Source organism: Marinobacter goseongensis (genome assembly GCF_023156235.1).
In the GTDB taxonomy this organism is placed as follows: Bacteria; Pseudomonadota; Gammaproteobacteria; order Pseudomonadales; family Oleiphilaceae; genus Marinobacter; species Marinobacter goseongensis.
On record NZ_JAKZAI010000005.1, the window covers coordinates 296,640 to 310,935 of the forward strand.

11 protein-coding genes are annotated in these 14,296 nt (G+C 60.7%); 3 read left to right on the forward strand and 8 right to left on the reverse strand.

Going from position 1 to position 14,296, the window contains the following annotated elements; genetic code table 11:
- The first annotated feature begins 82 nt into the window (after positions 1–82).
- Positions 83–1,144, forward strand: a complete 1,062-nt coding sequence (gene astE / locus MLC70_RS06510) for a succinylglutamate desuccinylase (RefSeq protein WP_248182368.1) — start codon at positions 83–85, stop codon at positions 1,142–1,144.
- On the opposite strand, the gene MLC70_RS06515 is transcribed toward astE, so the two are convergent.
- Together MLC70_RS06515 and MLC70_RS06520 are read right to left on the reverse strand one after the other, a co-directional pair.
- Positions 1,101–4,127 (reverse strand): efflux RND transporter permease subunit, encoded by a 3,027-nt coding sequence (locus MLC70_RS06515; RefSeq protein WP_248182369.1) that lies wholly within the window; start codon positions 4,125–4,127, stop codon positions 1,101–1,103. The two genes, astE and MLC70_RS06515, sit on opposite strands and share 44 nt — an antisense overlap.
- Positions 4,127–5,206, reverse strand: coding sequence for an efflux RND transporter periplasmic adaptor subunit (locus tag MLC70_RS06520; protein ID WP_248182371.1), 1,080 nt, complete (start codon positions 5,204–5,206; stop codon positions 4,127–4,129). Before MLC70_RS06520 ends, MLC70_RS06515 begins: the two co-directional genes overlap by 1 nt.
- A 206-nt stretch (positions 5,207–5,412) precedes the next feature.
- On the opposite strand from MLC70_RS06520, the gene MLC70_RS06525 reads away from it, so the two are divergent.
- Positions 5,413–6,063: a TetR/AcrR family transcriptional regulator gene (locus MLC70_RS06525; RefSeq protein ID WP_248182373.1), complete on the forward strand. Its 651-nt coding sequence runs from the start codon at positions 5,413–5,415 to the stop codon at positions 6,061–6,063.
- Here the strand turns inward: MLC70_RS06525 and astB are convergent.
- The 6 genes from astB to MLC70_RS06555 form a co-directional block, all read right to left on the reverse strand.
- On the reverse strand, positions 6,054–7,394 hold the full coding sequence (gene astB / locus MLC70_RS06530; protein WP_248182375.1) for an N-succinylarginine dihydrolase: 1,341 nt from the start codon (positions 7,392–7,394) through the stop codon (positions 6,054–6,056). The genes MLC70_RS06525 and astB overlap by 10 nt on opposite strands.
- Positions 7,395–7,422: 28 nt before the next feature.
- Positions 7,423–8,898: a succinylglutamate-semialdehyde dehydrogenase gene (gene astD, locus MLC70_RS06535; RefSeq protein WP_248182377.1), complete on the reverse strand. Its 1,476-nt coding sequence runs from the start codon at positions 8,896–8,898 to the stop codon at positions 7,423–7,425.
- 47 nt (positions 8,899–8,945) lie between these two features.
- A complete protein-coding gene (astA, locus tag MLC70_RS06540) occupies positions 8,946–10,043 on the reverse strand; it encodes an arginine N-succinyltransferase (RefSeq protein WP_248182380.1) in 1,098 nt (365 codons plus the stop codon).
- A 34-nt stretch (positions 10,044–10,077) separates the two neighbouring features.
- Positions 10,078–11,094, reverse strand: a complete 1,017-nt coding sequence (locus MLC70_RS06545; RefSeq protein WP_248182381.1) for an arginine N-succinyltransferase — start codon at positions 11,092–11,094, stop codon at positions 10,078–10,080.
- 10 nt (positions 11,095–11,104) lie between these two features.
- Positions 11,105–12,328 (reverse strand): aspartate aminotransferase family protein, encoded by a 1,224-nt coding sequence (locus MLC70_RS06550; RefSeq protein ID WP_248182383.1) that lies wholly within the window; start codon positions 12,326–12,328, stop codon positions 11,105–11,107.
- 68 nt (positions 12,329–12,396) lie between these two features.
- Entirely contained in the window at positions 12,397–13,848 is a 1,452-nt protein-coding gene (locus MLC70_RS06555) for an exonuclease domain-containing protein (protein ID WP_248182385.1), read from the reverse strand.
- A 161-nt stretch (positions 13,849–14,009) separates the two neighbouring features.
- On the opposite strand from MLC70_RS06555, the gene MLC70_RS06560 reads away from it, so the two are divergent.
- Positions 14,010–14,249 (forward strand): hypothetical protein, encoded by a 240-nt coding sequence (locus MLC70_RS06560; RefSeq protein ID WP_248182387.1) that lies wholly within the window; start codon positions 14,010–14,012, stop codon positions 14,247–14,249.
- Positions 14,250–14,296: the final 47 nt, after the last annotated feature.

Consider the following 14,296-nt stretch of genomic DNA (forward strand, 5'->3'; position numbering starts at 1 on the left):
GCTTCTTTCAGGCCGTCCCTGGCCTTCAAGATTCCCGGAAGGCGCTCCTGCCGGCTGGCCCCAGACTCTTTCCGGGGATTCCATGAAAGTTTATGAACATCTCTTTGATCATCACGTCGACTGGTTGGCTCATACGCTTGCCAACTCCGACGCTCCACTACCCGAATTAAAAACCCAGCTGCGCGACGGCACACGTGTAATTCACCGTGCAGTCGGGGTTCTCGAGCTCAGTCCCCCTTCCGATCGCCTGAATCCGAATCATGACGCCTTGATCATTTCCGCCGGTGTTCACGGCAACGAGACCGCGCCTATCGAGGTGCTGAACGCGCTGGTGACCGAACTGTTTAATGGGGAGTGGTCGTTGGCTTGCCCGGTGCTGCTGATTCTGGGCAATCCGCCCGCGATGGTGGCCGGGGAGCGCTTCCTTGAGGTGAACATGAACCGGTTGTTCCACGGTGCCCATGGCAAAGCGGCGTATCAGGAATTGCCCGAGGCCGCGCGCGCGCAGTTTCTGGAGGACACCTGCCGGCAGTTCGCAACGCGGCATCCAGACAATCTCTGTCACTACGATCTGCACACGGCGATTCGCCCCTCGCGACGGGAGAAGTTTGCGTTGTCCCCGTTTGTTGAGGGCCGCGAGGTACCGCAGGCACAGTGTAATTTCCTGCTGGAGGCCCGAGTGGAGACGCTGCTGTTGCAGCATCGGGCCGGCACCACCTTTTCGTCATTCTCGGCGTCGGTGCTGCGGGCCGAGAGTTTTACCGTGGAGCTGGGCAAGGTTCGGCCGTTCGGCCAGAACGATCTCAGCCGGTTCCGGGGCATCGCCGACGCCCTGCGGCGACGCATGAGCGGCGGCGCACCGGTTCCGCCACAGCCGCCCCACGATCAGCTTGCGGTCTTTGAGGTGGTGCATGAAATTCTCAACACCGGTGACAGCTTCCACTTTCATGTACCGGATGATGTGGCCAATTTCACGGAGTATGCCCCCGGCACCCTGATCTGGGAGGACCAGGAGACGCAGTATCGGGTCGGGCACTCGCCGGAATCGATTGTGTTTCCCAACCGGGATGTCCCGGTTGGCCAGCGAGTGGGTCTGTTGATCAGGCCAGTGCGTTTTCCGGCTCGGCCACTTTGCAGCGGATAACCCGGGTGCACACGGCGGGCACGACCAGCAGGGTCAGCACGGTAGACGCGAGCAGGCCGGAAATGATGGCCCAGGCCATGGGCGGCCACAGGGTGGAGCTGGAAAAGGCCAAAGGCAACAACCCTGCCACGGTGGTCGCGGTGGTCAGCAAGATGGGTCGGGTGCGCTGTTCCACAGCAATGCGCACGGCGTCGCGGATGGCTTCCCCTCTGTCCAGCTGACGATCCATTACATCCAGCAGCACAATAGCGTTGTTCACCACAATGCCCACCAGCGCAATCACTCCCAGCAAAGGCTGGAATCCGAATGGCGATCCGGATAACACCAGCCCCGGAATGATGCCTACGGTAGCGAGCGGCACGGTCAGCAGAATGACGCCGACCCGACGGAAGGAATTGAACTGAATCAGCAGGAAGAACAGCAGCAACAGCATGCCGATGGGTGCCGTGGTCAACAGAGCGCTGTTGGCATCATCGGAACCCTCGGCGTCACCACCCATCTCCAGCCGGGTGCCTGGCGGCAACGGCTTCTCCTGCAGGTTGGCTTCGAGCCCCTGCAATGCCTGGCTGAAACTGTAACCGGTCAGCAGGTTGGCGGTGACGGTGTTCATTCTTACGCCATTGCGCAGGTAGCGCGCAGCCGGCTGCCATGAGGTTTCCAGAGAGGCGACGGCGGACAACGGCACAGCCTCGCCGCCGGCGTTGTAGATGTTCACCGACAACAATCGGGACAGCGACAGACTGGTGCCCTCCCGGGATCTCAGCACCAGCGGGATCGGGTCTTCCTCCTGGCGGTATTGCTCAGCCACCACCCCGAAGCTTTGGCCATAGAGGCTCTGGGCCACATCCGAGCGGCTGATGCCGTAACGGGCCGCGCTGGCGTCATCAACGTTGATGGCAATGCTGGGCACACCGATGTCGAGGTCATGGCGCACATCCACGGTACCATCGATGCGGCGCAAGGCCGAAAAGACCTGTTCAGCAGCGGCAACGCGGGTATTGTCATCCGCATGGAAAACCCGGATTTCCACCGGTGCAACCCGCGGCGGTCCCTGGCCCAGAATGCCGACGGACAGGTTCAGTTCCGGTAGATGCGTTTGGGCATAGTCGCGGATCCAGGGGATCAGATCGGTGGTCTCTGCCAGGGTTGATGTCGACACCACAATGCGGCCACGGTTTGGTGCCTGCGGCGCTCGCTGCAAGTTGTAGTAGAAACTCGGCCCGGTAAACCCGGTAAAGCGGTGCACCCGCACCGCTTCCGGGCGCTCGCGGATGGCACGTTCCAGCTCTGCGGCCACCGATGACGTCCGCTCCTGGTCTGTGCCCTCCGGCATGTAGAGTTCCACAATGACCTGAGGGCGATCGGCATTGGGGAAGAACTGCAATTTCATGAACGGCGTCAGTGCAAGGCTGATCAGCACCAGAACAAGTCCACCAATCATCAGCTTGCCCGGCATCCGCGCGACCAATCCGCCGAGAAAAACAGCCAGTCCGACCAGCCGGTCGTTCTGACCGGTTTTACGGGGCTTGAGAAAGCGCGCGGCCAGAAGGGGCACCGCAGAAATTGCCAGCAGGTAACTGACGGACAGAGTCAGCATGATCATTACCGGCACACCCCGAGTGAAATCGGCGGTTCCGCCTTTCGACAACAAGAGCGGCGCGAACGCCGCCAGCGTTGTGCCGGTCGAGGCGCCCAGCGGACCGGCGAGCTCCCGTACAGACACCTTCAACGCATCCAGGCGGCGCATGCCCCGGTCCAGATAGCCCTGGATGCTCTCGACAATCACAATGGCGTTATCGATCAGAATGCCCAGAGAGATGACCATTCCGATCACCGCAATCTGGTGCAGTACTCCGCCCCCGAGGTCGTAGAGTCCGACACTGATCATTGCCACCATCGGCAGGATCGAGGCGACCAGCAGTCCCATGCGGATGCCCATGCCAGTAAATACCACCGCCACGATGATGATCACTGACATCAGCAGGCTCAAAGCCAGATTGTCGAGGCGCTGCTCCACCTTGTCCGGCTGGAAGAACATCTCCCGCACTTCGTAGGGTTCGAAATCCGCTTGAATATCGGACAACCGGGTTCTGACCCGCTCACCAAAACGGATGGCATCGGTGGTGTCTTCCTCCATGATGACGGACACCAGCACCACCCGTTCGCCATCAAACCAGGTTTCCGGCTGGCGCGGTTCCTGTGGCCCCCGCCACACCTCCGCCGCGGCGGCGAGCGGTACCTGCGAGCCATCCGGTAATTCAATGGGGGTAGCGCGGATGGCGTCGATATCGGCGAATTCGCTGTTAGGCAGCACCGACATGCGGCGGCCATCCACCACGACAAAGCCGCCGGGGATGGTCTGGTTGCGCTGGGACAGGGTATCGAGAACCCGTGCCGGGGAAATACCGAGCCGGAACATGGCGGCGTCATCCAGGGCCAGGGTGATCTGCTCGTCGGCATCCCCTTCCAGTACGATTCGCGACACCCCGGGAATGTTCGCCAGGTTCCTTTTCAGCCGCTCGGCCACCTTGCTCAGCTCGGTGACCGAAGACGAACCACTCACCGCCAGCACGATGGCGGGAATATCAATCAAGCGATCGTCGAGGGACATCTGCCCCACATCTCCGGGGAAATCCTGTCGCGCCCGGTCCATGGCCTGACGCACACGATCCCACGCCGAGTCGGTGTCATAGATGGTATCGTTCAGCCGCACCTGCACAATGGCTACCCCGGTTCGGGCGGTGGCCTGGGTGAAATCCACTTCCTCCACCTGTCGCAGCTCATCGGTCAGCGGGTTGAGCACCAGTCGTTCCACCGCATCTGCAGTCGCGCCCGGATAGTTGACCGTCACTGTGCCGGCCCGGTACGGAAATGAGGGATCTTCCTGACGCGGCATGGTGCTGTAGGCTGCGATACCCAGCAGGCACAGCATAGTCACCACCATGCCCAACAAGCGTTGATAATTCAGCAGCCGGGCGGCCATCACTGCACCTCCACGGCATCGCCATCAGCGAGGCGCGTCATACCGGCGTATATCACCCGATCTCCGGGGGCCAGATCGTCTGCGCCCACCACCACACGCTCACCGATAACGCGCTCAACCGTGACCGGCACACGGCGGGCGATACCCTCGGTAACCCGGAAAACGCTGGCGCCACCGGCGGATTTCATCACCGCCAGCAGAGGAACCGTTGTCGCCACCACCTCTGCGGGGGTGATCCCGACTTCCACCGGCTCGCCCGGTTCCAGGGTGTCAGCAGGCACACTGACCAGCACCGGGTGCAGTTCACCCCGGATACCGCCGGCCTGTGCGATTTCAATAATGGAGCCGGTTTCCGGCGGTTGGCGACGATCTTGCACAGACCACACTGGCAACAACTGGCCGAGGGTCACATGGTCCAGCATGTAGGCAGGCACCCGAACTTCCACCTCCCGGCCCTTGGGCGAGGACAGTCGCATCACCGGTTGGCCGGCGGCCACGAACTCGTCACGCTCCACCAACAGGGCCTCAACCCGGCCGGCAAAAGGGGCTTTCAGGACACTTTCCTCGAGTAACCGGGTGGCCTCGGCCAGCGCCGCCTGCGCGGTGGCAACACTGGCTCGCAGCCCGTCGCGGCGGGCGGCAATCTGTTCCAGATTCTGCTCGGAGACCACGCCCCGCTCGTGCAGCTGGCTCGAGCGTTCCCACTCGCGTTTTGCCTGATCAAACTGGGTGTTCAGTTCGTCGAGCCGTGCCCGGGCCGAATCCCGCGCCGGCTCAAGAGCCGGATTGTAAACCCGGGCGAGCACGTCACCGGTCGCCACTTTCTGACCGAGTTCCACGGCCCGCTCCCGTAAGGTGCCGCTGACCTGAAACGTCAATGTGGCCCGTTGGGACGCACGCACAATGCCGGAAAACCGCAGCGAGATACCTTCTGTCTGGCCGCCGGTCACCTCTGCTGCGCGCACGGTTACCGCATCGGGGGTGCTCTGCGGCGATGCGCTCTGAGACTTGCAGCCCACCAGGGCCAGCACGGCCAGAGTAAGCAGCAGTGGTGCGAAGAGGATTCGATTCGAGGTCATGGCGCGCCCTTCCTTCCGTGTCTGTAATGGTTGTAGGCTCCCCGTCCTCGGAAGCATGGTTGTTGGAAACAGTCGATTTCACGAATACCCGTTGTTATCGACATAATGTCAGCCTTTGACAATTTGTCAATAATCGGCTTTCATTCCACATCAGGTCTCATTATTCGATCGTTTCTATCAACCGGATGTAACCATGGGAAGTCACCGTGAGTGAGAAGTTGAAAACACGCCGAGAGCGCGAGAAGCAGGCCCGTTTCGATGCCATCCTGGACGCCGCCGAACGGGTGTTCTCGGACAAGGGCTACGATCGCTCCTCGATGGATGACATCGCCCGCACCGCAAGCCTGAGCCGGGCATTGCTCTACGTGTATTTCAAAGACAAGGCCGCCATTCAGCGGGGCATCATGCTGCGGGCCGGCCAGAGCCTGTGCCGCCGCTTTGAACAGGCACGGGACACCGCCACCACCGGGCAGGCGCAGATCAGCGCGATGGGCGTGGCCTACTGGCGCTTCTATGTGGAGGAACCGGATTACTTCTCGGCACTGACAAAGGCTTCGACCGCCATGACCGAGGCGGACGAGCAACAAGCCCAGGACATGCTGTGCTCGAAATCGGAACTGATGGATCTGATGGTGGGGGCGATTCGTCTGGGGCTGACGGATGGCACCCTGAATCGTGAGCGGATAAGCGATCCGGAGCAGACCGCACTCTATCTGCGCGGCGCGCTGCACGGGGTGATTCTGTTATGCCAGAGCGAGATTGGCGAGCGGCTGGGTATGCCGGGCGCCGCGGACTTCTCCGCCGACACGCTGATCCGTCACACCATGGACATGCTCACCTGGTCTATTCAGAGCTGAAAGTCATACACTGAACCCAGTCCCAGAATGCCGGTGAGCTCGTCCAGTGCCTTGCGAACTTCGTCCAGCAGCATCGGGTCTGCCAGGTCTTCTGTCGCCAGCTCGTCCCGATAGTGGGCTTCCACCCAGGTGGTCAGGCGTTCGTACAGGGCGTTGTCCAGCAAGACGCCATGGTGCATGGCCTTGAGCTCATCGTCATTGAGTGCAACTCGCAGGCGCAGGCAGGCCGGACCGCCCCCGTTCCGCATGGACTGCTTGACGTCAAACACCTCAACGCCCGTGATCGGGCCATTCCCCATCACCAGTTCGTCCAGATAACGGCTGACTGACGCAACTTCACGACATTCGCCGGGTACCGCCAGCAACATACCATCGGCCGTATTCAGCAGCTGGCTGTTGAATAGGTAGGAGGCCACCGCGTCCTCGATGGGAACCTCGGCCTGGCTGACCCGCACCGCCTGCAACTCTGCATCGGAGAGCCGGCTGCGGATATCCGCCAGCAACCGCTCCTCGTCCAGGAACGCCATCTCGTGATAGAACAGCGTGTTGGCGTTGCCAACAGCAATCACGTCGTTGTGGAAAACGCCAGCATCAATGGCTGCCGGATTCTGCTGTGCAAACACCACATGGCGGTCGCTGAGCCCGTGCAGACGCGCAACTGCCTGAGACGCCTCAAATGTCTGGCGCGCCGGGAATCGGCTGGGTGCCGGCGCCTGCTCGTTGAACGCCACCTGGCCGTACACGAACAGCTCCACCCCGGGGTCGCCATGGCGACCACACAGACGGGTGTGGTTGGCCGCACCCTCGTCCCCGAAATGACTCACTGACGGCAACGCCGGGTGGTGCGCAAACCAGGCGTCATCCGAGAAGATCGACTTCAGCACCCGACCGGTCACCACATGCTCGATGGAGCGGTGGAATTTGGCGCTGAGATTGGCCGGGGTAAAATGCACCCGGTGATCCGCAGTATCGGCGCTGGGCGACACCGTGGCGGCGTTGGCCGTCCACATGGCAGACGCCGATGACACCGCCGCCAGAATGGACGGATTGTGACGGACCGCGGCCTCCAGAATGGCTTTGTCGGAACCGGTAAATCCCAACGCCCGCAAGCTCGGAATGTGAGGCCGCTCGTGGGGCGGCAGGATGCCCTGAACGTAACCCCGATCCGCCAATCGTTTCATTTTGGCCAGACCCTGCAACGCCGCCTCCTTTGGGTTGGACACCGCGCTGACATTGGATTTCGACGCCACATTACCCCAGGACAGCCCGGCGTAATTGTGGGTGGGGCCGACCAGGCCATCGAAGTTGGCTTCTACCGCGTGCTTGGGCATGTGTGGGTCCGTCGTCAGTGGTCAGTAATCAGTCGAAACTCAGTCCGGGTGCGAGGCTCTCCGGCCGCTCGCTCTTTGTGGCTTCCAGGGATGCCATTGGCCAGGCGCAGTAATCCGCAGCGTAGTAGGCACTGGGGCGATGATTGCCACTGGCACCCACACCACCAAAGGGCGCGGCACTGCTGGCTCCGGTCAGCGGCCGGTTCCAGTTGACGATACCGGCCCGCACTTCATCCGCCAGACGCTCGTAGAGCTTGCGATCGTCGCTGAGAATTCCGGCAGACAGGCCATAGCGGGTGTTGTTCGCCAGCTCCAGGGCATCATCGAAACTCCTGTAGCGATACACCCTCAGAAGCGGCCCGAAGAACTCCTCATCGTCCAGCTCCATGCCGGTCGCATCCAGAATACCCGGCGACAGAAGCCCGGTCCCCGCCCTGAGCTGTTTCATTTCCAGCACCGAAGTGGCGCCCTTCTCGATCATACGGGCCTGCGCCGCCAGCAGCTTATCCGCCGCCTCGGCGGATATGACCGACCCCATGAACGGCTGTGGGTCGGCGTCAAATTCGCCCACCTGTATGCGTGCTGCGACCTCGGTCAGCCGCTCGATGAACTGATCACCCTTGGTACCCTTCGGCACCAGCAGACGTCGCGCACAGGTGCAGCGCTGGCCAGCGGACAGAAACGCCGATTGCAGGGCGTGGTGGACGGCGCCATCAACATCGGCAACATCCTGAACAATCAGTGGATTGTTACCCCCCATTTCCAGGGCGAGAATCTTCTCCGGCTGGCCGCCGAACTGCTCATGCAACAGGTGACCCACCGTGGAGCTGCCGGTAAAAAACAGGCCATCAATACCCGGATGGCGAGCCAGGGATTTGCCGGTGGCGGCGGCGCCCTGCACCAGGTTGATCACCCCATCGGGCAACCCCGCATGCTCCCAGAGCTTCACCGTCATCTCCGCCACGCCGGGCGTCAGTTCACTGGGTTTGAACACCACGGTGTTTCCGGCAAGCAGCGCAGGCACAATGTGACCGTTCGGCAAATGCCCCGGAAAATTGTAGGGGCCGAAGACCGCCACCACGCCGTGGGGGCGATGACGGAGCACCGCATGACCACCGGCGACATCGGACTCCGAATGCCCCGTGCGCTCGTTGTAGGCATTCACCGAAATACCGATCTTGCCAATCATCGCCGCCACTTCGGTGCGGGACTCCCACAGCGGTTTGCCTGTTTCCAGGCCGATCTGGTGCGCCAGCTCTTCCTTATGGATTTCCAGCTGGTCAGCAAAAGCATCAACCACCGCCTTGCGCTCGGTGAAGGGTTTTCGGCGCCAGCCGACAAAACCCTTGCGAGCCTCGCGCACGGCGGCATCCACGTCCTCCAGGCTGGCACTGGTGCCTTCCCAGACCGTATCACCGGTCACCGGCTGCACCGATTCGAAAGGCGCCCCGTGGCCCTGCAGCCAGAGACCATCAATAAACAATTCGCCTGTCAGACTCGCCATAACGTGCATCTCCCGGTTCTTGAATTCGGTTTCATCAGCCTGATCCCTCAGAAACGGCTGGCGCGCCCTTTCTCTTTTTCCTCGCCTTTGGCGGCGGCAATCTGCGGGCCGGCATCTCTCAATGGTGCCAGGCGAACCTGATCACCGGATTCCACCAGCAGAGCGTCCGCCACTTCTTTGGGCACTGAGACAGTATCAGGCCCGATGCAATGCGCGGGTATGGTGGTTACCCGAAAGTCGCGGAACGAAAGATTGGAAATCATCACCCGTTCCGCGGTAGCCACATCCAGATCCACCGCCTTGCGGCTGATCAGCACGTGCCGGTGCACACTTTCCCGCACGGTACGGATATTGTGAACGAAAGCCTCCACCACCGGACCGCCATCAAAGATGTCCACCAGACCGTTGAAGTTGAACCCCTCGGCCTGCAGCATCTTCAGTGCCGGTGCCGTATTGTCATGAACCCTGCCGATCACCGCGCGAGCCGCGTCCGGCAGCATAGGCACGTAAATCGGGTACTTGGGCATCAACTCGGCGATGAAGGATTTGTTGCCCAAACCGGACAGCATGTCGGCCTCGCTGAACTCCATGTCGAAGAACTGGCTGCCCAGGGCATCCCACAGCGGGTTACGTCCCTCCTTGTCCGAAACACCCCGCATCTCCGCAAACACTTTGTCCGAGAAATGCTTACGGAAGCTGTCCAGGTAAAGAAACCGGCAGCGGGACAGCAGTAAACCATTACCGCCACCGCGGTGGCTGTCCGATAACAGCAGCGAGCAGATTTCGGTGGTATCGGTCATGTCGTTGGACAGGTGCAGGGTCGGTGTCCGTACGTGCACTCCCAGCTCCCGCGAGGCATTGACGGTGACACTCAAACGGTAATTGTAGAATACCTCGTCCAGCCCCACCCGTGCCTGAATGCCACTGATGCCCACACACTGGCCAAGTTCGGTATCCTCCAGCGCAAACAGATAGAGACCGGCCTCCGGCGCGCAGCGCTGATTGAACGTTTCACGGGCGTGGTTGATCTTGCGCTCTAACAGCGCCCGATCCGCAGGCAGCGTGGTCAGGCCCTTGCCGGCGTTCTGAGCCATGACATACAGGTCGTCAAGATCCGTTTCCAGTAGCGGGCGGATTACCAGCATGGGCACCTCACGCTATGATCAGGTCGTGTAACGTTCATAGTGGTGCAATCCTTACCTCGTCACCGGCACTGCGTGACAGCAGTTTCCAGGTTTTCACCGGCACCTTGACCTCGGTCTTCAGGGATTCTCCGAGACCGGTCAGGGTGCAACGGAAGTCCGCGCCCCGCCCGGCGGAAATCAGGCAGGTTTCGCCCTCGTCACCTTGGGAGGCATGCAGCGTGGTTTTGCGGCTGGTGACCAACGTCCTCAGACTGTCGGTGCGTGCTTCCAGGACCGGGCCGGCGTCGAAAATATCCAGGTAGCAGCCTGCCTGAAAACCCTCCTGTTGGAGCAGCTCCCAGGAGTGCAGCGATAAGGCATGCGGCTGCCCCAACGCCTCTTTTGCAGCAGCGGACAGCAAGGTAACGTATATCGGGTTGGGCGGCATCAACTCGGCGATGAAGGTTCTGCTCAGCAAGCCGGAGTGCTTGTCTGCGGTGTCAAAATCCATATTGAAAAAATGCCGCCCCAAGCTGTCCCAGAACGGCACCGAGCCGTCGCTGGCCTGCACGCCCTGAATCTCCACCACCATGCGGTTAGAGAAGCGGTCGCGGTTTTCCGCCACAAACATCAGCCGGGCGCGGGCAAGCAATTCGAAGGGCTCTTTGCCCCGCAAGGCCGGATCAATGGCAAAGGCGCACAGCTGGGTCATGTCAGTCAGCGCATGAGACGGATACAGCACCTCGACCCGGCGGGACACGCCCAGCTCGTGGGAGGCATGAATCAGCGCATCGCGGCGGTAGTTGTAGAATGGCTGCCCGTTCCCCGCCCCGGCATCAATGCCCGCCACACCATGAATCGTTGCGGTGTCGGTATTCTCCAGCACAAACAGGAAGCGGGCAGATTCACCGGCATCCGGTCGGCCGGCAAACGAGCGGATGGAATGGTCAATCTTTCCCGCGACAGCCTCTTCCTGCTTCGGCAGAGTCGACGACAATCGCGTACCCTGCTCGCCGGAGATGTCCAGCACACTCCGCAGATCCTCTCTTTGAACTGGCCGAACCAGCCACATAGAGCCTCCCTTATCTGTGTGTGGCAACAAGCTTTTTCACGGCAGCTTCGAAACGCTCCAGGGCATCGTCGATATCGGAATCCGGAATAATCAGGGACGGCGCCAGGCGCACCACGTTAGCGCCGGCAATCAGCACCATGACACCTTCGTCCAACCCGGCACTCAGGAACTCCTTGGCCTTGCCCTGCCAGGCCTCAGCCAACACGCAACCCAGCAACAGACCGGCGCCGCGAACCTCGCTGAACACACCATAGCGCTCGCCGATGTCCATCATGCCTTTGCGCAGATGCTCGGAGCGGGCCTTCACCCCCTTGAGAATGTCCGGCTGGCTGACGGTATCAACCACCTTCTGGGCAACCGCGCACGCCAGGGCATTGCCGCCATAGGTGCTGCCGTGAGTACCCACACCCAGGCTGGCCGCCACTTTGGCGGTGGTCAGCATGGCGGCAACCGGGAAACCACCTCCCAGGCCTTTGGCGCTGGACAGGATGTCGGGGATCACACCGTACATCTCATAGGCAAACAGGTGCCCGGTGCGACCAACACCGCTCTGGACTTCATCGAACACCAGCAGCGCATCGTGCTCATCACACAGCTGGCGCAAGCCTTTCAGGAAATCGGAGTCGCCGGGCATGACGCCACCCTCGCCCTGGATGGGCTCCACCACCACAGCACAGGTCTTGTCTTTCGAGATCAGCTTCCTGACCGACTCAAGATCGTTGAAGGTGGCGTGATGAATGCCGCCCGGAGCCGGCTCGAAACCTTCCAGATACTTGGGCTGACCACCGACACTGACGGTGAACAGCGTGCGGCCATGGAACGAATTGGTGAACGAGATAATCTCGTTCTTGTGCGGTCCGAAATGCTCCCACGCGTAGCGGCGGGCGAGCTTGAACGCCGCCTCGTTGGCCTCCGCGCCGGAGTTGGCGAAGAACACCCGCTCGGCAAAGGTCAGGTCGCACAGGGTTTTGGCCAGCCGCAGAGCAGGTTCGTTTGTCATCACATTGGACAGGTGCCAGATCTTCTCAGCCTGATCCATCAGCGCGCCCACCAGGCCCGGGTGAGAATGCCCGAGACAGGTCACAGCAATACCGCCCTGGAGATCCACGAACTCTCGCCCATCCTGATCCCAGATGCGTGAGCCCTCACCCCGCACCGGGACAATGGAACCCGGGGCATAATTGGGCACCATGACGTGTTCAAAAAGTTCGCGACTGACGGGATCTCTGTTCATCGGGCTCTCTCAGCGGTTCGTGCATAACGGTTAAAAAAGAATATAAAGCAGCATTTATCATACGCCACTCAGGGCATCAACACATCCGGTTCCCCCACCGCCGGCAATTCCAGCACGGTCAGATTACGCTCGTCCCGCCCCATCAGGGTCTTCACCAGCAGCTTGTAGGAATCCAGGTCAAAGGTGACGGCCTGGCCACGCAAGGTGAGGTCATGGAGCTCCTCCTCACTGTGCACCGTCGCCACATGCATCCAGTTATAAACCACCAGAATGTCGGTGTCTCCGCTGAATTCGTTGCGTTCCACCACACCTACCGGCCCCTTCCATGGCCAGGTATTCAGGCGCAGAGCGTGGAAGGCAATCTGTACCCGCAGGTTATAGCGCACCACGTCTTCATGCCCCTCACATGCCCCTTTACAGCGCCCAAGCGTACGCTGAAAGCAGGGACCCTCGTGCTCCGGTTCCAACCCCAGTAATCTATTGCACAATTCGTTCTTCGCGGCGATGCCGCTGAGCGCTTTTTCCGCATCGCGCTTGCTGCGAAACAGCCCGTAATAATCCCCCAGCCGGTGCGGCTGGATTTCCCTGACCAGCCGCGCCTGCAGGTAGCCTGCGTCGGTGGTGGCAAGCTCGATACTGACCAGAGATTTCGCAGCCCGTGACCGGCGGTTGAAGAGAGGCTTCAGCGCTTTGATCTGCCTCAGCTCCAGCAACAGCGCACCCAGCTCGCCCGCCGTTTCGGTCCACTCTACCCGCCGCAAGCTCTCCGACATCCGCACCCCGCGGGTGGAGTTGTGGTCACCGGAAAAATGCGACGCCACCCTCTGCGCAATATTGGTGCTTTTGCCCACATACAACAGCGCATCGTTCTCGCCATAGAACCGGTAAACCCCCGGCCCTCTGGGCAGCTCATCGAGAGTATCCAGCGGCAAATGGGAGGGAATACTCGGGCGTTGCAGCAATGCCTTGAGCGCGGCTCCGACCACATCGGGGCCCTTGTCTGCCAGTGCATGGGTAAAGAACTCGAGCATGGCAGCCACATCCCCCATGGCCCGGTGCCGCTGCACCTGAGCGAGGCCGTGGCGCTCGATCAGGGCGTCCATGTTATGGCGCCGAAATGCCGGATAGAGCCGCCGCGACAGCTTTACCGTACACAGCACTTTTGCCGAGAACAACCGCCCCAGCCGCCGGAATTCCGCCTTGATAAACCCGTAATCGAAGCGGGCATTGTGGGCAACGAATATGGTGCCCTTGAGCTGCGCTTCTAACTCGTCGGCAATGGCCTCGAACACGGGCGCGTCCGCCACCATCTCATTGGATATGCCGGTGAACCGCTCGATGAACGGTGATATCCGCGTTTGCGGATTCAGCAGCGTCTGCCATTCACCCACCACCTCACCGGCCCGCCAGAACCGGATACCGATTTCCGTGATCCGGTCGCGGGCAGAACTGCCACCGGTGGTCTCGATATCGAGGAAAGCAAACGTTGAGGTTTCCAGATCAGTACTTTTGGAGGTCATGGGATGATTTTACGCCGAATCTGGAATCGCAGATGTATGTAACACAACGATTTAGACCTATAGACATTCGTCTAATTAATGATCGATTTTGTTTGAAATGTCACAATTTCGTAACTACTTTGAAATGGGTCCAACAACAATAATGTGTGGAGACAACAACAATGCAAAGTAACAAACTGAGAATGGCAATTCGGGCAACCGCCGCAGTCGCCGTTTTAGGGGTTGCCGGCCAGGCCAACGCGGTGAATTTCAACGCCGGTGATTACGAGATGAATCTCTACGGTTACGGTCGTCTCAACGCCTCTTACGATATCCCTGAATCAGTGACTTTGCAGGCCAGTATACTCCGCAAAGCGCCATCGGCGCTAACAGGAGCCATCACTTGGTCAAAAGCAGGTTGATAATGCCGGAACGTGCAGTCTGACGTCGATCAGCGGCCAAATTTGGG

What these genes read in the sequence shown, in the direction of transcription:
- MLC70_RS06550 (WP_248182383.1), bottom strand. Translation starts at nt 12,328, where the DNA reads ATGAACAGAGATCCCGTCAGTCGCGAACTTTTTGAACACGTCATGGTG.
- astD (WP_248182377.1), bottom strand. Translation starts at nt 8,898, where the DNA reads ATGGCGAGTCTGACAGGCGAATTGTTTATTGATGGTCTCTGGCTGCAG.
- MLC70_RS06545 (WP_248182381.1), bottom strand. Translation starts at nt 11,094, where the DNA reads ATGTGGCTGGTTCGGCCAGTTCAAAGAGAGGATCTGCGGAGTGTGCTG.
- MLC70_RS06520 (WP_248182371.1), bottom strand. Translation starts at nt 5,206, where the DNA reads ATGACCTCGAATCGAATCCTCTTCGCACCACTGCTGCTTACTCTGGCC.
- astB (WP_248182375.1), bottom strand. Translation starts at nt 7,394, where the DNA reads ATGCCCAAGCACGCGGTAGAAGCCAACTTCGATGGCCTGGTCGGCCCC.
- MLC70_RS06555 (WP_248182385.1), bottom strand. Translation starts at nt 13,848, where the DNA reads ATGACCTCCAAAAGTACTGATCTGGAAACCTCAACGTTTGCTTTCCTC.
- MLC70_RS06560 (WP_248182387.1), top strand. Translation starts at nt 14,010, where the DNA reads ATGCAAAGTAACAAACTGAGAATGGCAATTCGGGCAACCGCCGCAGTC.
- MLC70_RS06515 (WP_248182369.1), bottom strand. Translation starts at nt 4,127, where the DNA reads ATGGCCGCCCGGCTGCTGAATTATCAACGCTTGTTGGGCATGGTGGTG.
- astA (WP_248182380.1), bottom strand. Translation starts at nt 10,043, where the DNA reads ATGCTGGTAATCCGCCCGCTACTGGAAACGGATCTTGACGACCTGTAT.
- astE (WP_248182368.1), top strand. Translation starts at nt 83, where the DNA reads ATGAAAGTTTATGAACATCTCTTTGATCATCACGTCGACTGGTTGGCT.